This window comes from Vallitaleaceae bacterium 9-2 (genome assembly GCA_038396585.1).
Classification (GTDB): domain Bacteria; phylum Bacillota; class Clostridia; order Lachnospirales; family Vallitaleaceae; genus UBA1351.
This window is the reverse complement of the sequence record CP121691.1, coordinates 1,771,062-1,795,097: the sequence shown is the minus strand read 5'-3', so window position 1 is coordinate 1,795,097 and position 24,036 is coordinate 1,771,062. Positions and strand designations below refer to the sequence as shown.

The following is a 24,036-nucleotide window of genomic DNA, read 5'->3' as shown; positions in this document are numbered from 1 at the left end:
TTTTACCTATACAACTTTTTCATTATATCGTTGATAATAATATTCATAAGCTTGCTCTGTTACTGGATCAATAGGTTTTTCCTGATCCACCAAATGATTAATTGATAATAACAAAACCTTAATAAGGCTTTTATCAATATCTTCATATGCGAGTTTTCTTGCTTTAACAAGTCCAGGAAATTCTTTACGTCCAGGCTCAATAAAGTCAGATATGTAGATGATTTTTTCAATAAGAGACATATGGGGCCGCCCTGTCGTATGGAATAAAATCGCATTGAGAATATCCTCATCCTCAATATGATACTTTTCCTTAGCAATTGCAGCTCCGAGTTTTGAGTGTGCTAAATCCATATTTTCATGTTCAAGCTCTGATAAAGCAATTGCGTATTTTTGGCACAGTTGCTCTTTTTTTTCCGTTGAGTAGTTTTTTGCATAGTCATGCAATAATGCGGCTAAAGAAACCCTCTCATGATCCACCCCGTAAATGGCAGCCAACTCAACCGCTGTCTTTTCAACATTCAATGTATGTTTAAAGCGTTTTTGGGACTGTTTTTTCTCTAGTCTTTGAATTATTTTTTCTCGCAAGTTTTTATATTGATGATTTATTTGCATGGGTTTCCTCCATATAAATTATGTTGCTCAATATAATCAATTATACTTTGCGGCGTGTAGCCAACAATAGATTGCTGATTACAAACGCGTTCTCGGATTCGCGTCGAAGATATCTCGATTTTTGGCATAGACACCTGCAGAATCTGGGCATGATATGTCTCCTTTAAGTATGCGCATTGCTTATCAACGGCTTTTGGATCATAACCTCCACGGTTAACAAGCACTAGCGAAACGTCCCTTAGAAGGTCCTGACTGTGTTTCCATTGTTCAATATGAAACACATGGTCATCGCCAATCATCCAATAGAAAGTATCCTCCGGATGATTCCGGCTTAGTTGTGTCCACGTTTTATAAGTATATGCAACATCATCCGAGACAATTTCCAACTCAGAAACTTTGACAAACTCCAATTCTTGTTGAATTAAGCGACACATCTGCAGTCGATGTGCCTTACTCTGTTTTTCATTTTTTTTAAAGGGAGGTGTCCCTGAAGGCATTAACCAGATTTCATCAAAATGTCCCGAGTCATATAATGCGTGCAACGCAAGAATATGCCCGTTATGGATCGGGTTAAATGTTCCTCCGACTATCACAATCCTTTTATTCATGAAAATCTCACTTCCTAGGTAATTCTATTGTTTTATTATCTTGAGATTCACGATATAAAGTGATGCGTCGCCCCATAACCTGAACTACAATTGAGCGTGTACGTTCACCTATAAGTTCTGCAAGATCTTTAGGTTCTTCAAAACAGTTTTTTAAAACATTGATCTTAATTAATTCGCGTTTTTCCAATGCTTCATTAACCGCCTCTGTTAATTCTGGTGTCACACCATTTTTACCAATATGGAGTATGGAATCAAGATGATGCGCCTCTTTTCTAAGAAATGCACGTTGTTTACTATTAATATTCAAATAAATTCTCCTTTTTATTTATAATAATCGAATTGGAGATTATACATAACAACCGTATCCCCTTCTTCAATCCCTAGTTCTTCTAGTTTATCAAGAATATTATTTTCTTTCAAGAAATTTTGAAAAAACATAAATCCTTTTTCATCTTCTAGATTTGTGTATCCTAACATACGTTCAATTTTTCGCCCTTCCACTGCATAATTGCCATCTTCATTGATAAATACTTGAATAGGCTCTTCATATTCAGGTGTATCATCAAAGGTGAATTCAGGCGCATATTCAAAGGTTTCTTTTGGAAGGTCTTGGAGCATCTTATGTAGCTGGGTTAACAGCTCTTTCATTCCTGCCCCCGTTACCCCACTAATAGGTAATACATCAATGTTTTGGGGTTTAAAATGCTCTTGTAATGCGATTAAGTTCTCTTCATCAAACATTGCATCAATCTTATTTGCTGCAATAATTTGAGGCTTATCTAAGAGTTTAGGGTTATATGCCTTGAGTTCATTAAGTATTAATTCAATATCTTCTATCGGATTGCGACCTTCCGTTGAGGCTACATCAACCACATGTAGCAAAACTTTTGTCCGTTCAACATGTTTTAAAAATTCATGCCCCAAACCGATACCTTCTGAAGCACCTTCAATAATTCCAGGAATATCGGCAATAACAAAACTATCTCCATATAACTCAACAACACCTAAATTAGGATTTAAGGTTGTAAAATGATAGTTAGCAATTTTGGGCTTTGCATTGGATACTCTGGATAACAATGTGGATTTTCCGACATTAGGAAACCCGACTAAGCCTACATCTGCAATGGATTTTAATTCAAAAGTAACCCACAATTCTTTAGCCTTTTGTCCCGGTTGTGCATATTTTGGAATTTGCATGGTTGGTGTAGCAAAGTGTTGATTCCCTTTTCCGCCACGACCACCATTTAATAAAACAACTCTTGAATTTTCTTTTGTCATATCACAGATAACTTTTCCTGTCTCTGCTTCTTTTACCACTGTTCCTTTGGGTAATTTCAAGATTAGGTCTTCACCATTTTTTCCATGACAATTGCTTCCCATACCTGGTTGACCATTTTGAGCTTTATAGTGCTTGACATGACGATAGTCAAAGAGCGTATTCATATTCTCATCGACTTCTAAAATAACGTCTCCGCCTTTTCCGCCATCTCCACCATCAGGACCGCCATTAGGGATATACTTTTCTCGACGAAAGCTTACACAACCATCGCCACCTTTTCCACTTTGTATGTTTACTTTTGCTTGATCTACAAATATCATTTACATTCCTCAATTCTAATAGTAAAATAAGTTCTTATTCATTATAACACAAAACGATAATACAAAAAAAGTTTCAAGTGAGATTCACTTGAAACTTTTATATTATTTACTATTGCGCTTTAGGATATACAGAACATTGCTTCTTATCGCGACCTTTTCTTTCAAAACGAACAACACCATCAACTAAAGCAAATAATGTGTCATCTCCACCGCGTCCTACGTTTTCACCTGGATGAATTTTAGTTCCACGTTGTCTGAAAAGAATGTTACCGGCTTTAACAAATTGTCCGTCAGCACGCTTAGCACCTAATCTTTTTGATTCAGAATCTCTACCGTTCTTTGTTGATCCAACCCCTTTTTTGTGGGCGAATAATTGAAGATTCATTTTTAACATGGTTTACACCTCCTCGAATTCAACATGTATATATGTCTTACCATAATCATTATAAATCTCTTGAACACCAAGCGAAAATGCATCAAGCAACACTTGGGCCTTATCATCTATTGTATCTAGAAGCATCACTTTTAAATAGCCGGATTCATCGACATCTGTCAATACTTTGGCATTCGTATACGCTTCAATGGCATTCACTGTATTAATTCCTAATACAGATACAGCAGCACATACAATATCTTTTCCTGTAACTGCATAGCCTGCGTGACCAGATATTTCATAACCGCACACTTTGGCTTTAGTTTTATAAATCGTTACTTTAATCATTTCATCGCCTATGCGTTGATCTTGTCAATAACAACTTCAGTATATGGTTGTCTATGACCTTGTTTTTTACTGTAGTGTTTTTTAGGCTTGTATTTGAAAACAGTAATTTTTTTTGCTTTACCGTTAGCTTTTACAGTTCCTGTTACAGTTGCATTTGCAACGTATGGACTTCCAACTTTAGCATCTCCATCGTTAGATACAAGTAAAACTTGATCAAAAGTCACTGCGTCACCTTCGTTAAGCTCTAACTTTTCTACACGGACTGCTTCGCCTTCAACAACTTTGTATTGTTTTCCACCTGTAGTAATAATTGCGTACATATTGGCACCTCCTCGTTTTAAGACTCGCCGACTACGGTGACTATCCTCTAAACTAAAACTTATGTTTACGATAGTACTTATAACCTATTCGCGCGGTATACCACTAAGATACTTTATCATAGGATACCTATTGTGTCAAGCTTAAATCCATTTTCTTTTAATAAATCTTCTAAGCAAGGCTCAACCCGCTTACGAGTTAACTCCATAAGTCCAAGTCGCGTCATTCCATGGACATGTGTACGTATTCGATCTTCTTTTAAAAACCCTTCGATTTGTTCCAGCAATTCTTTTTTATCTGCCTGACTGTCCATATCGATAAAATCTATAATAATAATACCTGACATATTACGTAAACGGATTTGTCGACTAATCTCTTTTGCTGCTTCACAATTGATTTTTAAAATATTACGTGAACTCTTCGTCTTACTGACATTTTTATCAGAGTTCACATCAACAACGTACATAGCTTCTGTACGATCAATAATAATCGACGCCCCCGAACTAAGCCATACTTTACGAGCCAGTGCTTTACGTATTTTTTTGGGTAGATCATATTGTAAAAACAAGTCTTTGGTCACCAATGTAATCTCAATAGCATCAAGCAATTGCAAGGTGGAAAAATAAGTCTGCAAACGTTCATATATCTCTTTTGAATCCACAAAGATGTGCTTAAGCTCTGATTTGTTCATATTTTGAACATAGGTTAGCCATTGATCTTTAGGTTCGTAGATGCAGGCTTTAGAAGGTCGATATTTTTGAATATATAAAAGTTGTTCATACCGCTCTATAAAGTGTTTGATTTCATCCATAAGCTGCTGACTATCACATCCGTATGCATTTGTACGTACAATAAGCCCCCAATTTTTAATGGCTGTATTTTTTTTGAGTTCAAGAAGGTCCTTTTTCGTTGACTTTGTCCATACATCTTCCGGCAATTTTGATGAAAAATGTATTTTGTTGGAATCGGTGACAAAGACCGTATATTCTCCACTAAAGCTAATACGGGTTGTCAGCTTTGCGCCTTTAGTTTGATAGCTGTCTTTTGCCACTTGAACCATGACCGTTTCTCCCATACTTAAGGGCTTTTCCACTTCACTAAAAGGAAGATATCCATCTTTTTCTTGCCCAAAATCAACAAAATACGCTTGAATTCCTTTGACTTTTTTACGAACAATGCCTAGGAAAACCCAGCCAACTTGGCCAGTATGTTTTAATGAATAGGGTTTAATCTCAACCAGTTTATCAAACGTATCCATTAAAGCCATAATAATCGTATTATCTTTTTGGCTAATAATCAATTCATTCATGTAATCTCCCCATTTTAATCAAATTCAATGAGCGTTCGTTGCGGTTCTAGGCTCTGATATATCTCATAACGATGAATCAGATAATATATCGTATCTGTAAACTTCTCAACTTCAATTCCCATATATTCAAACAACGCTCCCATCAAAAGTTCAGGTTTAATATTAAGCGAAGATCCTGTTGCCAGTCTACATAAGATTGTCTGCCCCTGTAGCTGATATGAAAATATTCCTGGAGACAAGTCAAAGTCATTAATTTTCCCTTTTTTATTTTTCTTCTTAACGACAATAGATTCTTGTGAAAAAAATTCGTTCATCTTACGTTCATCGGACATACGAACTTTTAATTCATCACTTAGGGTCAATTGATAATCTGCAGCATAACATGCAGCCATCCCAGCTTTTGCCTTTTCAGGCAAGACAATTGCATCAACAAGTTCAACGCCTTCCGGCAAAACCGAAGCCACTTGTTGCTTAAATAAGTCCATATCATAGTCTTGAACACTTAACTTAAGGTCTAAATATTCCCCATCACCGGTTGTTCCAACGGCTAGCGGCGCCGCAATCGAAAAAACCTGATGTGGATTAAACCCTTCAGAGTAGGCAATGGGTATCCCGGATTGTCGGAAGAATTTTTGCCAAGCGCGCATAAAATCTAAATGGCCAATAAACTGCATTAATCCATTTTTTTTAAATTTAATTCTTATCTTCATAGCATATTCCTCCGTTAAAACATGTAGCTCCACATGCCATACATTTATCCATACAATTTGGTGTGACTACCTGTTCCATACTTCGTAAATACTCTTTTTCCAAAAAGCGACGTGTTACCCCGATATCAATAAAGTCCCAAGGTAAAACCTCATCAAAACTGCGATGACGATTGGCATAAAAGGCAGGATCAACGCCACATTTTGCAAATGCTTCTTGCCAACGCTCAAAATTAAAGTGTTCACTCCATGCATCAAAGCTTGCACCTGATAAAAAGGCTTCTTCAATAACATCCGCAACTTTTCGATCTCCACGAGCCATAACGCCTTCAAGCATGCTAAGCTTTGCATCATGAGAGTTGTATTTAATTCGCTTTTTATTAATTGCCTTATTCAAAAGAGCCTGTTTTTCCATAAATGTCTCATAGGTATCTTGTCCCACCCATTGGAACGGTGTAAAAGGTTTCGGAATAAAAAAGCTTGTACTCACAATGAGTTGGACGCCGCCTTTAGGACGTTGTTCCTTATCAATACTATAATAAGTTCGCACAATATCATCAGCTAGCTTACTAATGGCTAGTATATCTTCTTCGGTCTCAGAAGGTAACCCAAGCATAAAGTATAATTTTACACGATTCCAACCACCTAAAAAGGCTTCTTTACTCCCATGTAATATATTTTCTTCTGAGATCCCTTTATTAATGACATCACGCATCCTCTGCGAACCGGCTTCCGGTGCAAAGGTCAAACTGCTCTTTCTGACGTCTTGGACTTTGTTCATAAGCTCCAAAGAAAATGAATCAATACGCAGGGAAGGAAGAGACAAGTTCACCTTCTTCTCCTTGGATATGTCATCAATGAGAAAGTCACATAAGGGAGATAGCTCTTTATAATCGCTTGTTGAAAGAGATATAAGAGAAATCTCATCATGACCCGTCTGTGTAGAAAGTTCACTGGCTTGTTCCTTTAACGTATCTAAAGACTTTTCACGAACCGGACGATAGACAAAGCCTGCCTGACAAAAACGACACCCTCTCGAACATCCCCGAAAAAGTTCCAAAACAATACGGTCATGTACTGGTTGAAGATATGGAACAATTGGTTTACTGGCATAAGGCATGGTATCTAAATCTACCACTAACTGCTTCTTAATGGTTGGTTTTGCCTTTTCATGAAGTAAATGTCGCTCCTTAATAGTTCCGTCTTCATGGTAACTTACATCATAAAACTGGGGTACATAGACGCCGTCCACATCTAACAAACGCTCTAAAAACAATGCTTTTCGCTCTTTTGGGTCGATGCTCGGGTCATTTTTCATTGTTTCATATAAATCTAATATCTGTGGTAAAGCCGCCTCAGCTTCTCCTAGATAAAAAAAGTCAACAAATGGTGCAATCGGCTCCGGATTATAGACACAGGGACCTCCTGCACAAACGATAGGATCCATTACATCACGCTGCGCACTTCGTAACGCCAACTTGGAAAGTTTAAGAATATTAAGCATATTGGTATAGCTCATCTCATACTGTAGTGTAAATCCTAAAAAGTCAAACGCTTGAACCGGTGTTTGTGATTCTAACGAAAACAAAGGTATATCATAATCCTCAAGTAATTTTTCCATATCTTGCATGGGCGAAAAAACACGTTCACAATAAACATCGTTTCGCGCATTCATCAAATTATATAAGATGGACAGTCCAAGATGACTCATACCAATTTCGTATAAGTCTGGAAAACAAAGTGCAAAATGTGTCGAAAACGTTCCATTTTCCTTATGTACTGCATTAATCTCGTTACCTATATACTGTGCCGGCTTTTCGACACTTAAAAGTAGTTGTGGTGGTACTGATAATTTTTTCAATTGATTTCCTCCAACGATTGGTTTCTATCGTAATAATAAAGTAGATTGTACAGATTGTCAAAGGCTTTTCTTGTAATCTGCTTAGGAGTATGATATAACATAATTAGTGTTAATAAAGAAAGGAAGTAATATTTTATGGACTTACTACTCTGGGACGAAAAATTTTCTGTACACAATACAACATTAGATGAGCATCATAAACGATTATTTGAATTGTGCAACGAAATGTTTAATCTTATTGACCAAGAGAATAAAACGCCCATTTATTCCACAGCTAAAGTCATTAGCGAGCTTCATATGTATGCTATTTTTCATTTTACTGAAGAAGAAAAACTAATGGAACAAAATAATTTTCCCAAAATAGAAGAGCACAAAAAATTACATCAAGCGTTTATTGATAAAATTGCTCAGCTTAAGGAGCAATATGAAAACGATGATGTATTAGTTGATTATGATATCTTGAATTTTTTAAGTGATTGGCTCATCTACCATATATTAGAAGTTGATTCTGAATACGCAGACTATATAAAGTAATGAATAGAAGCACTTTACAGTGCTTCTATTAAATTTATAAGGTATGTATAGGTACGTTGAATGGATGAGATGCTTACACGCTCATCAGGTGAATGTACCCCATCCATATCCGGTCCTAGGCTAATTGCTTCTAAGTGTGGTAATTTTTCCATGAAGACTCCACCTTCTAGTCCGGCATGAATCGATTTTACAATCGGTTCTTTTTTATACATATTTGTATATACTTCAACGGCCTTTTTCAGAAGTTCTGTATCATTTTTAACTGGCCATTCAGGATATTCAGCTGTTTTAATGAACTCAGCATTGCAATAATTGGCATAACATTTTAGTTGATTGGTAATATGCTCTTTAAGACTCGCAATACTGCTTCGTACTGCAAATAAAAAGACTACATGATCATCTTCAACAGCAACTTTTCCAATATTTAATGAACTTTCAACAAATCCTTTTAATTCTGGGCTCATCGTTTGAATACCATTAGGTACTGTCATTAATAGGAAAATCAATGATTCTAATGATGCTTCTGCCAAAACTTCAACCGTTTTTTCCACATCTATTGTTTTACTTACGATTTCAATATTTGGATCAGATGATTGGTACTCGTGTTGGATTTTTTGTGCAATCGTATCTAGAACTTGATCAAAACGTTCTTGCTCTTCTTTGGAAAAGACAATCGTAAAAAAGGCTTCTCGTGGAATAACATTATCTTTGTCTCCCCCATAAATATCCAATAGAGAAAAATCAAACTCTTCATCTAGTTTACATAATATTCTTCCCGTTAACTTTACTGCATTGGCACGATAATTTTCTATATCCACCCCCGAATGTCCACCTAACAATTTGGTAATTGCTACTTCTTTGCATATTAAAGAGTCTGTCTCGATCGTCTCTTTATATACCGGTAGATTGATGATAGATTTTAAGCCACCTGCACAACCAATGGTAAATTCGCCTTCTTCTTCTGAATCAAGGTTAAGATAGTAGCCACCACGCAACTGATTTGCATCAAAAGCAATAGCCCCGTTTAAGCCAACCTCTTCATCAGTTGTAATAATCACCTCTAGTTCAGGATGTTTAACATCTTGTGCATCAAGTAATGCCAACCCCATAGCAACTGCAATACCATTATCTGCTCCAAGCGTTGTTCCATTGGCTGTAATATAGTCACCATCTATTAACATATCAATGGGATCTTTTTCAAAATCATGATCCACTCCTGCATTTTTACTACAAACCATGTCCATATGCCCTTGAATAATCACACCTTTATGATTTTCATAGCCTGGCGTTGCCGCTTTTCGTATTAAAACATTCAGCGCGTCATCTTGAACCACTTCAAGTTGGCGCTCTTTTGCAAACTCAACTAGATAGTCACTGATTTGCTTTTCATTGCCACTTCCACGTGGAATTTGGTTGATTTCATAAAAAAACTTCATTACGGATTGTGGTTCTAAATCATATATATTCATTTTATTTCCTCGTTTCTATTGATGTTGAAAAATCTTTACCCTAATTTTTAAAGCTATGAATTGGTGCAGGTATACGTCCTCTTCGATTGATGAAGGCTTCACAAGAAAAATTATTGACAGGCATAACCGGGGCATAACCAAGCAAGCCACCAAATTCAACCATATCTCCAACATTTTTGCCTTCTACAGGTATAATACGTACCGCTGTCGTTTTTTGATTAATCATTCCAATAGCCATCTCATCGGCAATAATCCCTGAGATTGTTGACGCTGAAGTGTCTCCGGGAATTGCAATCATATCTAGACCAACAGAACATACACACGTCATCGCCTCAAGTTTCTCAATTGTCAAAGCACCTTTGTTGACAGCTTTTATCATCCCCTGGTCTTCACTTACCGGGATAAATGCTCCACTTAAACCACCGACATAAGACGATGCCATAGCACCACCTTTTTTCACCTGATCATTAAGCATAGCAAGCGCAGCCGTTGTTCCCGGTGCTCCTACATATTCTAAGCCCATTGCTTCTAATATTTCAGCAATACTATCACCCACTGCAGGTGTCGGAGCTAATGATAAATCAATAATTCCAAACGGCACATCCAAACGTCTTGACGCTTCTTTTGCCACAAGCTGTCCTACACGTGTAATTTTAAAAGCTGTTTTTTTAATCGTCTCACATAAATGTTCAAAGTCTGTTCCTTGACATGCTTCTAATGCTTTATTAACAACACCGGGTCCACTGACACCGACATTAATAATCTTATCCGCTTCACTGACACCGTGAAAAGCTCCTGCCATAAATGGATTATCATCTGGTGCATTACAAAAGACAACGAATTTTGCACAACCAATCGAGTCTCGATCTTTCGTAAGAAAAGCTGTTTTTTTGATCATTGTTCCAATGTCTCGAACGGCATCCATATTAATCCCAGTTTTTGTCGATCCGACATTAATCGAGCTACATACATTATCTGTTACACTCAGTGCTTCCGGTATCGATTGAATGAGAATTTGATCACTTGGTGTTGTTCCTTTGTGAACTAGCGCAGAATACCCACCAATAAAATTTACCCCCACTTGTTTAGCCGCCCGGTCCATCGCCTTTGCAATACTTACATAGTCCGTTGCACCTGTACTTGAAGCAGCTAAGGCTATCGGAGTAACACTTATACGTTTATTTACAATCGGAATCCCATACTCCTTGGAGATATCCTCGCCGACTTTCACTAAATTTTCTGCACTTTTTGTGATTTTATCATATATCTTCTGATTGAATGTCTTTAAATCTGTAGACGCACAATCAAGCAAGCTAATCCCCATTGTTATCGTACGAACATCTAGATTGTCTTCAAGAATCATCTGATTCGTTTCTACTACTTCATTAATGTTAATCATTTTTTCACCTATCCTTCTTAAATTCGGTGCATGCTGTCAAAAATTTCATCGCGTTGCAATTGAATACGAACACCCAAATCATTCCCAATGCCATCAAGGTGATCAATAATTTCCGATACATTAACGCTTGCTTTTGATAAATCAACAATCATCATCATATTAAAATAATCTTGAATGATTGTCTGTGAAATATCTAGAATATTGATTTGATTTTCTGCTAGATATGTACATACCTTTGCAATAATACCTACGGTATCTTTTCCGACTACTGTAATAATACCTTTATTCATGTCTGCCTCCTAATGAACCACAATGGGATTTGAATGATAATCTCTGTTGGCCACTGTTAATTGTATTTGTTGTTTGGTTTCTCTATATATTTCATCAAGAAGATTCTTGATCGTAATATATGCAATATCCGGGTGGTTATTTTCCTTGCTTAAATGTGCCAAAATCACATGTTCAAGTCGTTCACTGAGAACGTCAAAAATCAATTGGGACGAGGACTCATTGGATAAATGCCCCAAGTCACTTAAAATACGCTGCTTAAGATAATATGGATAAGACCCTGCTTCAAGCATAGCTATATCATGATTGGCCTCAACATACAATATATTTGAATGTTTTAATTGTTCAACAATATATTCATCATAAACACCTAAATCCGTCGCAAACCCTATTTTCTTATCTGCATTTTCAAACACGTAACATACCGATTCCACGGCGTCGTGTGATGTACGAAAGGGTTTTATTGTTAAATCCGCAACCGTAAATGGTTCATCCGGTGTTATAAACCGTAGTAACGCCTCATCGACTTTTCCTATTTTATTTGCTTTTTTTATTGTTTCCCATGTTCGAAATGTTAAGTACAGTGGTACTTTATAACGTCGTGCCATTACACCTAATCCGCAAATATGGTCTGAATGTTCATGTGTGACAAGAATCCCTTGCAAACATTTTGGATCAATTTGAATTGCAGTAAGTCCCTGCTCAATTCGCTTGCCACTGACGCCGGCATCTACAAGTATATGCGCCTGTTCTGTTCCTATATATATGCTGTTACCGCTACTGCCACTTGCAAGACTGCACAATTGTATCATTTATTTTCCTCTTTCTATATTACTTTGTCAAGGTCACTTGAGTCTATTGTAACACGACCACGGCCATGTTTCTTACTATAGTACATGGCATTATCAGCTCTCGTCAATAGTTTTTGGCTATTTTTTGCAATCTCAGGATAGGAACTTACCCCAATACTTATATCAATATAGACCTCTTCTACATGTTCCTTCCCTTCATATAGCAACATAGATTCTTTAATATTCTTGTGGAGCTGTCGAACGATTTTTTCAGCTTCTGTACTACTTTTATTGGGCAGTACAAGCACAAATTCCTCTCCTCCATAGCGAACCGCAAGCCCATCGTATTCTCGGGCCAGTCGATCCGTAATGGATGCACATAGTTTTATCGCCTCATCACCAAACAAATGCCCATACTTGTCATTGACTGATTTAAAATGATCAATATCGAAAAGGGCAACCGATAAAGGCTGATTCTTTTGATCAGCTTCTTGAATAAGTTCCTCAATATGATCAATGAAATATTTACGATTATATATACATGTCAGTCCATCTTTAACTGCCAATTCCTCCATTTGCGCATAAAGGTTGGCATTATTGATCGCAATGGTAATTTGTGTACTAATCCCTGTAAAAAATTGAATGTTCGCATCCGTAAACATATTTTTTGAGGAATGCTCGGCAATAAGTAATCCATAGACAATCGTATCACGAATTAGAGGGATAATGGCTAATGAGCCGACAGGTCGTGTGTGAATAAATTCATAAGCATCTTTTTCCACATTATTATCTAATAGGACACGATGATTTTCAAAATATTCCTTTAGCCTTCCCTGTTCTACATCCTCAATCAATTGGCGTAAATAGTTGCCTTCATGATTTGATTCCATCTTATAGTAATACTTCTCACTGCGTTCATCAAATAATACAAGCGAGCATGTATCCACCCCGGTTGTTCCGATGATTGCATCTGTTACAAGCTCAATAAGTTCCCGAATATCAAGTGCCGTGCTAATATACCTTAACAATTCATTTTGTATATATATTTCACCTGTAATTCGGTTCAACCGTTCATTTGCACGTTCTAAATCGTATTTTTGTTTTGCCATTTGATCATGAATAAGCTTAAAACGCTCTTGAGATAAGCGCAATTCTTCATTTTGCGCCTCAGATTTACGATACATACTTTGATGCGTCGAAAGTCGAAATTCTACATCTTGTTCCAATATGGCATACATTTTGTATGCACATGATACAAAAAGGCTAAATGCCATAAGGCTACATAAGACTTCAATGGTAAATTTACTTTGAGGGACCGTAAGCATAAACCCGGGAATCCATAGGACAACAACTAAAAAACCGATAAGAATTTTATAATCAAAGTCATCATTGGGAATTCGAACAAACATTTCAAAAAAATACAACAACACAAGAAGTATCCCAACAAGTTGAAATACCATAGAAATTTTGGGCACAAAAAAGACAATGCCTATTGAAAAGCCAAAACGAACAAGAATATATGTCCAAAGCTTCTCAAGAAGTTTTTTATAAATAAAAACGGCACTCAATATTAAGTATATAAAAAGATATCCAAAAAATAATAGATCGGAATTAGAGCTATACTCATTAATAATGATATATCCCGAATACAAAAATAAAATGGATAAAAAATGGAGATGTGCATATAACACTTTGTGTTGTAGCCGATTTATCGCTTTCATTGGTACACCTCAACGTTATTTTTTCCAATAAATTTCTATATGATCCCCTTGCTTTATAGCATCCATATAGCCTGCTTTTTGTTGATTGATTTTTGTGACAAGAGTCCCTTTTGATTTTGTACGATCAAATTCAATATAGTCAAATACATCCACAAAAACATACTCCATTTTTCCAGATAACTCGATGGGTTCTTGGTTAACGGTTATATAAATGGAATTTTCTGGTTCTTCATGTTTTACTTTAATCTGTTGCGTCTCACTGTGTTCTGATTCTATATGTTCATCAAACGTATGGATATAATCCGAAAAATAGATCCGTTGCTGTTCTTTGGCTTGTTCTTCATTAACAAAAACCGACGTATATGAAACAGAAAACGCCGCTAACACATCTTTTAAGGTAGGATATATAATCTCAATATGATCTTCATTTTGAATGGAATACATACGTGATTTTTTCATTTGATTGACAAGAATCTCAACCTCTAGCAGTTTTTGTTCCCCATTAATGTAAATATATTTTTGTCCTTTCAAAAGAGCATCCACGCTTACCTTTGCATCGGCTCCTTTTTTTGCAGGAATAATGGTCACATAGTCATGCATGGTTATAGGAGAGGATAAATCGCCCTCCTTTTGGTTGATATATATGTGTGCCGGCTCACCGACTTGTCCTCGCACTACTTTTTCTTCATTTTCAAAGATATATTGTATCCCTTGACCACGCTTAGGGATAAACGACTTTGGATCAATCCCCTTAAGCGCTACAATATCCATTACGGTCAAACGATTTGTATTAAAAATTCGAATGGCTTCATCATTTAAAAAAACCTCAACAAAATCATGTTGATTGTTCTTAAGTCCGGTTAGACATATCCCTATTGGTGTAACGTATTCTGGATTTTTTTTAAAATTTTTATCATCTGCGCTTACTTTTGCTAGAACGTCACGTCCTCGCAATGCTACACGTTCCTTAACAATACCTAATGCATCGGCAATTAAATCAGTAAATCCACTAAGTTGGCCACCACCACCAACAACAAATACAGCATTTGTTGGCTTATCTCCATTTAATTCTTTAATTTTTTGACTTATGAGGGTTGCCAAATTCTTTTGAGATTGGGCAATCGTTTCACGGACCTCATGTAATTCAATGGTTTGTTTAAGTCCGATTGCATCTTTAAAAGATACGGTTTTGCCTCGTCCAGAAGCTTTAATCTTTATCTTTTCTGCTGTCGCAAAATCAACAAGGTATTTGTGCACTATGCTTTCGGTAATCTCATCTCCTGCTGTTGGAATCATCCCATAAGCAATAATGCTTCCACCTTTTGTAATTGCGATATCTGATGTACCGGCTCCGATATCCACTAAAGCAATATTGAGCAGGCGAAATTCCTTCGGTATAGCTACTTGAATTGCCGCAATCGGCTCTAATGTCAAGCTATAGACTTCAAGTCCAACTAGATCCATAACCTTATATAAACTATTAACCACTTCTGTCGGTAAAAAAGTACTAAGAACATCTACACCAATAGTTGAACCTTTATGCCCCAACAAATTCGTCATTTCAAAATTATTTAGGTAGTATTTTGTCACACTATAGCCTACACAGTAAAAAGGCAGCTCCTTTGCACTCTCTTGATAATTAATCTGGTGCATGGCCTTTTCCATTCCTTGAAGTTCTAAGGATTGTATAAGCTGCTCTGATATTTCTGTTGTATCATCGATATCAATAGTTACGGATGTCTCCATCGTTTCAAGGACACGACCTGCCGCAGCAATGCATACCTTGGTTAGTTCTTGCCCTGATTTTTTTTCCAGCGCCTCTTTTACTTTTCTTATCGTCATTGCAACTTGATCAATATCATGAATTTGTCCGTCAATCATCGAACGCGTCTTATGCAACTCCATATGTGATGCAACAACATGAAAACCATCTTTTCGCTCATAGCCTAAGATTCCTACAATTGAACGCGTTCCTATATCTAATCCAAAAATCAGATTATTATCCATCTGCTGCATAATTTATTCCTTCCTCCAGTGAATTTAAAACCACATTATGTATATAATAACATACTTTTATTGGTCTGTAATCTTTATGTCTTGAATATTTTTATACAAATGAAAATAATTTGGTGTGATTAATCCATCAATTTTATCATGGATAAACATCCCATTTTCGACAAATCCTATCGGTATAATTGGAAGTTCACTCATGATAAGCTCCCCTAATGCATTAAGTTGGTTAACATACTGCTCATCTGTTTCGACTTGTCGATATGAGGCCAATAGTCCATCAAGATTTGGGTTCGTATACTTCCCATAATTATATGTAGCGTTACTTCCAAGCACTTGCGTTAATGAAGGGACAAGACTTGTTTGATACACATTCAAGTACATGTCAAAATCCCCTTCTTTTAGAGCCGCTTCATAGTCTTGTCGGGCAAGCCCTTCAAAGAGAATATCCATCTTCCCATCCTCTATAGCATCTATAGATTTTTCAAAGGTATCAGCAATTTTACGTTGATTCTCATCTTCAAGTAAATATATAAATCGATAAGGTTGTGTCTGTGCAGTTGCAGGCATTTGTACCGTGTCTTTTGAGTTCAAATCAAAGGAAGCCAATTGTCCTTGAATATCAGACTCAAGATGAATAGGTAGCGGCGTAAAAAACAAGTGATTTAAAAATATATCTCGACCAATAGTCTTATAATCCATCGCATTCATAAAGTATCGGCGCATATTTACATCTTGAAAGAGCGCCCTTGAATGGTTAAAACCAATATAGTAATAATAGGGACTTAAAAAAAGCTTTTTATGAATACTTTGATCATCTGAATAGTTGGACCATTCAGTTAGTACAGGTGCAATTAAGTCGATACGTTTTGACACAAACATATTGTATTGTTCTTCAAATTCTCGAACGAAGGTAAAACGCACTTTCTCAACATTAGCTAGTTCACCATGATAGTCCACATTCTTTTTTAAAACTAGCTCAATCATATTTTGAAACTTCTCATACTGGTATGGTCCTGTTCCTATGGGCAGTGTTGGATTATATGTCGCCGACTCAAGATATGCCTTAGATATGATTGGAAATGTTAGTGCATATAGGTTATAGCGATCCTTTTTTTTGAATTCTACCAAAAGTGTTTGGTCATCTTCAGCGGATATCGACTGAATATATGTATTCACATATCTATATCCACTATTAAGCTGCAAGAGTATGTAGTTATAGGAATAAACCACGTCTTCGGCCTTTAGTGCTTCTCCACTATGAAACTGAACGTGCTCTTTTAATGTTAAACGATATGTTGTATCATTGATTTGTTCATATGTGGATACTAAAACCGGTTCAATCGCATAATACGCATCCGGAACAAAAAGCCCTTCATAGACGAGTTTTAACCCTTGATCCACATTATAGGCAACGCCATCTAAAGGATTAAGGGTCTTTACATTATCCATCGAAAGCTCAATCGTATCTTTTACATAGGTTGATTCAGGTAATTTTTCATATTCTATCTCTACAACTTCTTTTTCAACGGTTAAATGATCTAAATTAAATTCAGCGATTCTTTGAATTGTCGTACATCCAGTAAAAGTAGAGCTTATTAATACTAAAAATAGAATGACTATTGCCTTATACTTCATAATATCTCCTGTAACAAATTTTGGATTTCCTTTTTTTTAGACTCGATCCCCTGATCCAAAGACACCGTGTAATCCGAATTATTCGCATAAAATGCTTCTGATTTTTGTGAAGCAATCATAGATTCAGCACGTTCATATGGAATATTACGTTTTTCAACTAATCTTTTTAATCGAATCTCTTTTGCTGTGTGTATATAGATAATATAATCACACAACAAGTGTATATTCGCCTCCACGAGTGCAACGCCATCCACAAGGATTATGGCATAGTCTTGCATATTCTCCTCTATTTTTCGAACGATATGTTCACGTATTCTTGGATGCGTCAATTGACTCAAATAGGTTAATTCTTTTTTATCTTGAAAAACAATCGTTCCTAGATGTTTGCGATCAACAAGCCCATGACATAAAATCGCCTCAGAATAACGATCAACCAATGCCTGCTTGATATCGCTTTCTTCTAAGACGTCATGTCCGATTTGGTCGGTATCAATGACTAAACAGGTATAAAGATTTTGTATATACCTTGAAAATGTACTTTTTCCACTTCCCGTTTCCCCGATAACACCAATAATTTTTGCTTTTTGCATTACTTAGCCTCATACCAATTCTTTGCAATCGATGCATCTGCTACCATAGGAACCGAAAGAATTACCGCATTTTCCATCTCTTCAATTAACAAATTCTTCACACGTTCTTGCTCTTGTATCGGCGCTTCGATAATTAATTCATCATGAATCTGTAATAGCATTTTTGACTTTAGTTGTTCTTTTTTTAGGCGATTATACACCTTAATCATCGCGATTTTGATAATATCTGCTGCACTTCCTTGAATCGGTGTATTCATAGCAATACGTTCACCAAATGAACGTCGCATATAATTACTATTTGACAACTCAGGAATTAATCGTTTACGGTTATACATTGTAACCACATATCCATCTTCATAAGCTTTGGCTACTGTCAAATCTAAAAACGCTTTGACTTTTGGATATTTATCAAAATATGCCTGAATATATGTTTTGGCTTCCGAGATTGGAATATTTAAGTCACGGCTAAGTCCAAAATCACTTATACCATAGACAATACCGAAGTTAACCGCTTTGGCATTACGCCGCATTGCTTTGGTAACCTCATCAAAAGGTACATGAAATACTTGGGAAGCGGTTAATTGATGAATATCTTTATTTTCCCTGTATGCCTCCAGTAATAAATCATCCTGGGACAAATGCGCTAAAACCCGCAATTCAATTTGAGAATAATCCGCACTAACAAACACATGCCCTTGCTTTGGTACAAATGCTTTTCGAATCAGGCGTCCCTCTTCAAGTCTTATAGGAATATTTTGAAGGTTAGGCTCTGTACTACTCAACCGTCCTGTGCTTGCAATCGTTTGATTAAACGTTGTATGTATTTTACCATCTTCCAATACATATGGAAACAATCCATCTGCATAGGTTGACTTTAGTTTAGTCAACTGTCGATAGTGTAATATCTCTCTTATAATAGGGTGTTTGCTCTCAAGTTTTTCTAACACATCCACATTCGTTGAGTATCCTGTTTTTGTTTTTTTGATTACTGGCAGACCAAGTTCTTCAAATAAAATAACCCCTAGTTGTTTGGGTGAATTAATATTAAACTCATGCCCTGCCAATGTAAAAATATGCTTTTGAATCTCTGCGATCTCTACCTCAAGGCGTTCGCTTAATTGTGTTAAAACCTGTTTATCAACGCAGATCCCTTCTTTTTCCATACTGTATAAAATAAGTAGAAGGGGTTTTTCAAGCGTATTATATAATCCAAGCATCTCATCTTCAACCAGTGCCTGAGTAAGGCCTTTAAAACTATCATGTATGATACTGACGCATTGGGCTAAAAAGTTTTGTCGCTTACTCGCATCGATGCTGTTAATAGCCACTTTCTTCTTCCCTTTGCCTAATAAATCATCCAAGGTATGTAATGTAATATCTGTATAGCTTAATCCAAGATCAAGTAGTGGATAATCGCCTTTGTTGGGTTTAGCTAAATAAAACATTAGATGTACATCATCAAATGCAAATTTTACTTGTTCTTCAGGAATATGAAACGCATGCATCCATGCTTTAATATCATAAAAAAGCACCTGCTCGGCTTGAGAAAATACTGCAAGTAAATCTTGTCCTATTTTAGAGTCATCCGCTAGTGGCGTCGATTGTTCATAAATAAAACGTTGGATATTTTTCGAACTTTTTTTCACCAAGCACACTAAGCCAAGGTAATCTTCTTCTTGATAAGCATAAAATGCTATCTTATGCGCTTTGGCTTCTTTTGTTATGGTCTCTATATATGAAGGGTATTGGTCAAAAACCTTAAACTCTAAATCTTTTACATCATTTGCCGCCTCGATTGTTTTAAAGTCAAAGCGTGTAAGTAAACGTGTAAAATTAAGCTCTTTAAAGAGGTCGAATGTTTGATCATTCAAATAATCTTCTAGACGCATCTGTTCTAGATTAATTTCAATTGAACAGTCTCGCTTAATTGTAGCTAAATCTCGACTAACAAAAGCCAGTTCCCTATTTGCTTCAACTTTTTCTTTTGTCTTGCCTTTTAAATCATCGATATGTTCATATAAACCTTCTAGAGTTTGATATTTTTTTATATATTTATGTGCCGTTTTCTCTCCCACACCTGGAATTCCTGGGATATTATCAGAAGAATCCCCCATCATTCCTTTCACATCAATAAATTGTGTCGGGGTAAATCCATATGTTTCCATAAAACTATTATAGTCATAATGTTCGGTCGTTGTTGTTCCACCTTTAGTTCTAGGAATGGAAATCTTTGTTTTTTCACTTGCAAGCTGGAGTAAGTCTCGATCTCCTGACAACACCGTGACTTCTCCTTCATCTTCAAAGCGCAAAGACAAGCTTCCAAGAATATCATCTGCTTCAATTCCATCTTCCACATATGTTGCAATATTCATTGTATCTAAAACTTCACGAATAAGAGGCATCTGGCTACGAAGCTCGTCTGGCATACCTTTTCGATTCCCCTTATATTCCTTATATGTCTCATGACGAAAGGTTGGCGCGTGGCTGTCAAATGCAACCAAAAGATGTGTAGGCGCCTCATCATCAATAGTCTTGAATAAGATATTTAAAAAACCAAAGACTGCATTTGTATATCTTCCTTTGGCATCTGACAATAAAGGCAGTCCATAAAATGCCCGATTCATAATACTATTTCCGTCAATTAGTAACAATTTATTCATGTGAATCTCCTATCTTTTTTTTGCTCTTCGATATATCAAGACACCGCCGATGCCTATTAAAATAATTGCCGCTAGGATAAACACGATCTGATAATTATCATCCGCTTGTTCATCCACATCATTCTCCACCGCTTCCATCGCCATTCTAGGCGTTGCTTGAGGTGTGTCTTCTATGATTTGTTCTTCGACTATAACATTTGTCTCTATACTTTCTTGTGCATTCCCGGCATCAATAGAATCATCTGCAGCCGCTTCCTCTGTCACCTCTTCGTCTTGAGCGATAGACATAGAACTTTCTGCACTAAATGCTTCTACTTCACTATTTTCCTCTTCTAGAGCACTATCTTTCATTTGTGTATTATCTTCATTAACGCTTCCTGTTGCCATATCATATTCTATTGCCGTTTCATCTGAAGTTGTTTGTCGAATATTTGGATTCATTAAGCCAACAACACCCAACAAAACAACAAATACAACGGCTGCTGCCACACTAAAATATGGCTGATAACGTACAACTCTAGTTTCGTTTTTATGGGGTAAACGCTTCATTACATCGTCATGCAAGGTCTTAGGTGCCTGATACATGGATAAATCCAATTCATGTTCAATTGCCTGATATATCTCAAACTCTTCTTTACATTCATCACATTCTTTGATGTGTTTTTTTACTACATCTTCTTCTTCAGATGTCAACGCACCTGTTGAATACAACGCAATGAGCTCTTTATATTTTTCATTACAAACAGTCATATCCGTTCCTCCTTTCAATTGTTAGACGTCTCAAACGCTAGATTGTTCCCATGAGTCTTTTAGAACCTCTTTTAAGGCTATTCTCGAACGAGCTAAGCGTGACTTGACCGTCCCCATATTGATTTGTAAGGATTCACTAATCTCTTGATAAGACCGACCTTCAATATCTTTCATTATAATAATATTTCTCTGTTCTTCCTTTAATTTTTCCAACGCTTGCCAAACCATCTGAATTTGTTCTTGACGAACAACACTATTCTCCGGCGTATCGTTTGTATCTTCAATAAAATCTTTCATCGTATTATTATCATCTGTAATTGGCTGATCGTAGGAGTATTCTTTTTGTTGCTTTCTTTTGATTTTACGATATTCATCAATCGCTGTATTTATCGCTAATCGATGCACCCATGTGCTAAATGCCGATTCAAATTTGAACTGATCTATTTTTTGATATATCTTTAGACATATTTCTTGTGCTGCATCATATGCATCCGCTTCATTTTTAAGCACTTTGAGTGCAATAGCATATATATGATCTTCATGTTGAAGTATTAATTTTTCAAAAGCTTTTACATTACCTTTTTGGGCTTTTTTTATCAGTTTTTCTTCAACTGTATCCATCCAAACGCCTCCCTTCATTGTAATCCCAAATTCTAAACAATTATACCATATTCACTATGCTTTTGCATTAAGTGTTCGTGTAAATCAAAAAAATAATTACATTTTTATAATTTTTTCCAGAAAAGTACTGTCAACCGTTTTTGAGAATGTCCCAAAAAAAATTAATAATTAGCACTGTCAGGTGCATGGCTTTTTTCTTTATGGTGCTTCGTCCCCATCCTCGCCGTAAGGCAGGCACCGGAGTCGTCCTAGTTGGACAGTACTTCCTGCGTATAGCAGGCAGACTCAAAGTCAATCCGATGGCGTTGCTGTTTTGCAAAGTTCGCAAATGTAGCCTGGCGCCATGGATGGTTGATAGGGGGAATGGTTTGCTTCTTAGGCTCGGATATTTTTGATAGGCTGTCAAAGTTAATCGAAGAGTATTCATGTTCAGGAATGAGCCTTAGGGCATAGGTTTCATCATTGATTGAAGTATAGAGCTGGTTATCGAAAGCTTGGATAACTAGAGATTTAGTACCTTTATAAAAGTGCTTAGGCAAACCATCTCGACCTGTTGGCATGTAATAATGCTTGTTGTAACGGATGCAATGACCATTATCGATTTTGCGGTCAGAAAGCACGGCAAGAATGAGGTTAATTTTTTCCTGAGGGGGTTGCTTTTCAAAGACACTTTTGATATGCTTGGAGTCTATTGCGAACTGAGCATTGTATTCTTTTATGTAGGAGTTCAAGAATACGTTGGCTTGCTTAGTCGTTGTCACACCTTTCAGTCGAAGTTCGACTGGAAGGCGTGATTGCAAAGTCTGGAACAACCGTTCAACCCGACCTTTGGCTTGGGGGATACTGGTGGTCTTAATATCAACTCCCAACTGATGACAAGCATAACTGAACTGAGTGAAGGTATCGGCTTCGATAGAAGCGGATCTTTTTTGTTTGTATTCAAAAACAGTGCGTCGGTCGGTATAAAACATATAGGGAATTCCATAATTGGATAGGATTTGATGGAATACGTTGTAATAGCCGTTAAGTGTCTCCTGTTCGTCGAAATAGGCGCCTACAATAGAGCCAGTAGCATCATCGATGGCGATGTGAAGTTGGGACTTTGTCTGACCGTACCATTGGTGGATGGAGGCGTCCATCTGCAACATTTCACCAAAGAAGGAACAGCGGGGACGGCGGGGATGGGCATCATCGATGTCGACCAAGGCAGTGTCGATTCTTTTGATGTCCTTTTTCGCTTTTGCCATTTTTTTCATAGCCTTGAGCCTTTCCTTCATCCTTCGTTTGGTTTTTCGGTTGGCCTTGGGTGATAGGATGAATTCGGTACTTAGAATGTTGTTGATGGTTGTGGCAGAAACCTGAATATGTTCGTACTTTGCCAAGAGTTCTTGGAAATGTGAGAAGTTGGCATCATAGTACTTGTTGCGGTAGAGATCCAAAATCTTCTGACGGGTTTCGTCATCAAGTGTGATGCTAGGCTTTCGCCCTTTGTTACCATGCTGGAAATAACCTTTGCCGTTTGCTTTGTAGCCGGCAATCATTCGGTTCACATGGCGAACGGAACAGCCGATCTTGATGGAAGCATTGAGTTTGTTACCGTTAGTTTCAACAAGTTTCTTGATAATTTCATATTTGTGATGTTCTTTCATGTTAAGTTCAATTTTTCGCATAATATAACCTCGTTCGTTTAGTGAGTTTCTATTATACGACATCCTTTCCCTTTGGGACATAATCAAATGTGGTTACTTAAGACATTATCAGATATGAATCAGAATTTTTATAATTTTTTCCAGAAAAGTACTTGCCAAAAAAGCCATCCTATGTTATTAT

General features: G+C 36.7%; 23 protein-coding genes. 1 reads left to right on the top strand and 22 read right to left on the bottom strand.

The genetic code is table 11. The features are described from left to right. Positions 1–6: 6 nt before the first annotated feature. From yqeK to QBE53_08415, 10 genes are all read right to left on the bottom strand, one after another. Positions 7–612: a bis(5'-nucleosyl)-tetraphosphatase (symmetrical) YqeK gene (yqeK, locus tag QBE53_08460; GenBank protein WZL83128.1), complete on the bottom strand. Its 606-nt coding sequence runs from the start codon at positions 610–612 to the stop codon at positions 7–9. After that, complete coding sequence (gene nadD / locus QBE53_08455; protein WZL83127.1) at positions 603–1,220, bottom strand: nicotinate (nicotinamide) nucleotide adenylyltransferase; 618 nt, start codon at positions 1,218–1,220, stop codon at positions 603–605. Before nadD ends, yqeK begins: the two co-directional genes overlap by 10 nt. Positions 1,221–1,227: 7 nt before the next feature. Then, positions 1,228–1,521, bottom strand: a complete 294-nt coding sequence (yhbY, locus tag QBE53_08450) for a ribosome assembly RNA-binding protein YhbY (GenBank protein ID WZL83283.1) — start codon at positions 1,519–1,521, stop codon at positions 1,228–1,230. A 20-nt stretch (positions 1,522–1,541) separates the two neighbouring features. Beyond that, entirely contained in the window at positions 1,542–2,816 is a 1,275-nt protein-coding gene (obgE, locus tag QBE53_08445; protein WZL83282.1) for a GTPase ObgE, read from the bottom strand. 112 nt (positions 2,817–2,928) lie between these two features. Next, positions 2,929–3,213, bottom strand: a complete 285-nt coding sequence (gene rpmA / locus QBE53_08440; protein ID WZL83126.1) for a 50S ribosomal protein L27 — start codon at positions 3,211–3,213, stop codon at positions 2,929–2,931. 3 nt (positions 3,214–3,216) lie between these two features. Then, positions 3,217–3,540, bottom strand: a complete 324-nt coding sequence (locus QBE53_08435; GenBank protein ID WZL83125.1) for a ribosomal-processing cysteine protease Prp — start codon at positions 3,538–3,540, stop codon at positions 3,217–3,219. Positions 3,541–3,548: 8 nt separating this feature from the next. After that, on the bottom strand, positions 3,549–3,860 hold the full coding sequence (gene rplU / locus QBE53_08430; GenBank protein ID WZL83124.1) for a 50S ribosomal protein L21: 312 nt from the start codon (positions 3,858–3,860) through the stop codon (positions 3,549–3,551). Positions 3,861–3,976: 116 nt separating this feature from the next. Next, the gene (locus tag QBE53_08425; protein ID WZL83123.1) at positions 3,977–5,167 is read right to left on the bottom strand and encodes a ribonuclease E/G; all 1,191 of its coding nucleotides are present in this window, start codon (positions 5,165–5,167) and stop codon (positions 3,977–3,979) included. Between the two features lie 14 nt (positions 5,168–5,181). Continuing rightward, positions 5,182–5,877: a TIGR03936 family radical SAM-associated protein gene (locus QBE53_08420; protein ID WZL83122.1), complete on the bottom strand. Its 696-nt coding sequence runs from the start codon at positions 5,875–5,877 to the stop codon at positions 5,182–5,184. Next, entirely contained in the window at positions 5,861–7,735 is a 1,875-nt protein-coding gene (locus QBE53_08415; protein ID WZL83121.1) for a TIGR03960 family B12-binding radical SAM protein, read from the bottom strand. Before QBE53_08415 ends, QBE53_08420 begins: the two co-directional genes overlap by 17 nt. A 135-nt stretch (positions 7,736–7,870) precedes the next feature. On the opposite strand from QBE53_08415, the gene QBE53_08410 reads away from it, so the two are divergent. Beyond that, a complete protein-coding gene (locus tag QBE53_08410) occupies positions 7,871–8,269 on the top strand; it encodes a bacteriohemerythrin (protein ID WZL83120.1) in 399 nt (132 codons plus the stop codon). A gap of 14 nt (positions 8,270–8,283) precedes the next feature. Here QBE53_08410 and QBE53_08405 read toward each other — a convergent pair whose 3' ends face one another. From QBE53_08405 to QBE53_08350, 12 genes are all read right to left on the bottom strand, one after another. Continuing rightward, complete coding sequence (locus QBE53_08405) at positions 8,284–9,738, bottom strand: aminoacyl-histidine dipeptidase (GenBank protein WZL83119.1); 1,455 nt, start codon at positions 9,736–9,738, stop codon at positions 8,284–8,286. Between the two features lie 40 nt (positions 9,739–9,778). Further along, positions 9,779–11,137 (bottom strand): PFL family protein, encoded by a 1,359-nt coding sequence (locus QBE53_08400; protein ID WZL83118.1) that lies wholly within the window; start codon positions 11,135–11,137, stop codon positions 9,779–9,781. Positions 11,138–11,154: 17 nt separating this feature from the next. Beyond that, the gene (locus QBE53_08395; GenBank protein WZL83117.1) at positions 11,155–11,427 is read right to left on the bottom strand and encodes an ACT domain-containing protein; all 273 of its coding nucleotides are present in this window, start codon (positions 11,425–11,427) and stop codon (positions 11,155–11,157) included. 9 nt (positions 11,428–11,436) lie between these two features. Next, positions 11,437–12,237, bottom strand: a complete 801-nt coding sequence (locus tag QBE53_08390) for an MBL fold metallo-hydrolase (GenBank protein ID WZL83116.1) — start codon at positions 12,235–12,237, stop codon at positions 11,437–11,439. Positions 12,238–12,251: 14 nt separating this feature from the next. Then, positions 12,252–13,937 carry a sensor domain-containing diguanylate cyclase gene (locus QBE53_08385; protein ID WZL83115.1) on the bottom strand — a complete coding sequence of 562 codons (1,686 nt, stop codon included), beginning with the start codon at positions 13,935–13,937 and terminating at the stop codon, positions 12,252–12,254. Positions 13,938–13,952: 15 nt separating this feature from the next. Beyond that, on the bottom strand, positions 13,953–15,953 hold the full coding sequence (locus QBE53_08380; GenBank protein WZL83114.1) for a cell division protein FtsA: 2,001 nt from the start codon (positions 15,951–15,953) through the stop codon (positions 13,953–13,955). 57 nt (positions 15,954–16,010) lie between these two features. Further along, positions 16,011–17,585: an ABC transporter substrate-binding protein gene (locus QBE53_08375; GenBank protein WZL83113.1), complete on the bottom strand. Its 1,575-nt coding sequence runs from the start codon at positions 17,583–17,585 to the stop codon at positions 16,011–16,013. After that, positions 17,582–18,175: a dephospho-CoA kinase gene (gene coaE / locus QBE53_08370; GenBank protein ID WZL83112.1), complete on the bottom strand. Its 594-nt coding sequence runs from the start codon at positions 18,173–18,175 to the stop codon at positions 17,582–17,584. Before coaE ends, QBE53_08375 begins: the two co-directional genes overlap by 4 nt. Then, entirely contained in the window at positions 18,175–20,835 is a 2,661-nt protein-coding gene (polA, locus tag QBE53_08365; GenBank protein ID WZL83111.1) for a DNA polymerase I, read from the bottom strand. The genes coaE and polA overlap by 1 nt, the downstream gene beginning before the upstream one ends. Before the next feature lie 9 nt (positions 20,836–20,844). Next, the gene (locus QBE53_08360) at positions 20,845–21,585 is read right to left on the bottom strand and encodes a zf-HC2 domain-containing protein (protein ID WZL83110.1); all 741 of its coding nucleotides are present in this window, start codon (positions 21,583–21,585) and stop codon (positions 20,845–20,847) included. A gap of 30 nt (positions 21,586–21,615) precedes the next feature. Beyond that, on the bottom strand, positions 21,616–22,206 hold the full coding sequence (locus tag QBE53_08355) for a sigma-70 family RNA polymerase sigma factor (protein ID WZL83109.1): 591 nt from the start codon (positions 22,204–22,206) through the stop codon (positions 21,616–21,618). A gap of 248 nt (positions 22,207–22,454) precedes the next feature. Next, positions 22,455–23,876: an ISNCY family transposase gene (locus QBE53_08350; GenBank protein ID WZL83108.1), complete on the bottom strand. Its 1,422-nt coding sequence runs from the start codon at positions 23,874–23,876 to the stop codon at positions 22,455–22,457. Positions 23,877–24,036: the final 160 nt, after the last annotated feature.

Bases quoted from the DNA above. Each gene is read 5' to 3' on its own strand.
- QBE53_08355 (WZL83109.1), bottom strand. From the start codon at position 22,206: ATGGATACAGTTGAAGAAAAACTGATAAAAAAAGCCCAAAAAGGTAAT.
- QBE53_08375 (WZL83113.1), bottom strand. From the start codon at position 17,585: ATGAAGTATAAGGCAATAGTCATTCTATTTTTAGTATTAATAAGCTCT.
- QBE53_08425 (WZL83123.1), bottom strand. From the start codon at position 5,167: ATGAATGAATTGATTATTAGCCAAAAAGATAATACGATTATTATGGCT.
- QBE53_08385 (WZL83115.1), bottom strand. From the start codon at position 13,937: ATGAAAGCGATAAATCGGCTACAACACAAAGTGTTATATGCACATCTC.
- QBE53_08380 (WZL83114.1), bottom strand. From the start codon at position 15,953: ATGCAGCAGATGGATAATAATCTGATTTTTGGATTAGATATAGGAACG.
- QBE53_08410 (WZL83120.1), top strand. From the start codon at position 7,871: ATGGACTTACTACTCTGGGACGAAAAATTTTCTGTACACAATACAACA.
- QBE53_08400 (WZL83118.1), bottom strand. From the start codon at position 11,137: ATGATTAACATTAATGAAGTAGTAGAAACGAATCAGATGATTCTTGAA.
- QBE53_08435 (WZL83125.1), bottom strand. From the start codon at position 3,540: ATGATTAAAGTAACGATTTATAAAACTAAAGCCAAAGTGTGCGGTTAT.
- QBE53_08350 (WZL83108.1), bottom strand. From the start codon at position 23,876: ATGCGAAAAATTGAACTTAACATGAAAGAACATCACAAATATGAAATT.
- QBE53_08360 (WZL83110.1), bottom strand. From the start codon at position 21,585: ATGACTGTTTGTAATGAAAAATATAAAGAGCTCATTGCGTTGTATTCA.
- yqeK (WZL83128.1), bottom strand. From the start codon at position 612: ATGCAAATAAATCATCAATATAAAAACTTGCGAGAAAAAATAATTCAA.
- QBE53_08405 (WZL83119.1), bottom strand. From the start codon at position 9,738: ATGAATATATATGATTTAGAACCACAATCCGTAATGAAGTTTTTTTAT.
- rplU (WZL83124.1), bottom strand. From the start codon at position 3,860: ATGTACGCAATTATTACTACAGGTGGAAAACAATACAAAGTTGTTGAA.
- QBE53_08420 (WZL83122.1), bottom strand. From the start codon at position 5,877: ATGAAGATAAGAATTAAATTTAAAAAAAATGGATTAATGCAGTTTATT.
- QBE53_08390 (WZL83116.1), bottom strand. From the start codon at position 12,237: ATGATACAATTGTGCAGTCTTGCAAGTGGCAGTAGCGGTAACAGCATA.
- polA (WZL83111.1), bottom strand. From the start codon at position 20,835: ATGAATAAATTGTTACTAATTGACGGAAATAGTATTATGAATCGGGCA.
- nadD (WZL83127.1), bottom strand. From the start codon at position 1,220: ATGAATAAAAGGATTGTGATAGTCGGAGGAACATTTAACCCGATCCAT.
- QBE53_08395 (WZL83117.1), bottom strand. From the start codon at position 11,427: ATGAATAAAGGTATTATTACAGTAGTCGGAAAAGATACCGTAGGTATT.
- rpmA (WZL83126.1), bottom strand. From the start codon at position 3,213: ATGTTAAAAATGAATCTTCAATTATTCGCCCACAAAAAAGGGGTTGGA.
- coaE (WZL83112.1), bottom strand. From the start codon at position 18,175: ATGCAAAAAGCAAAAATTATTGGTGTTATCGGGGAAACGGGAAGTGGA.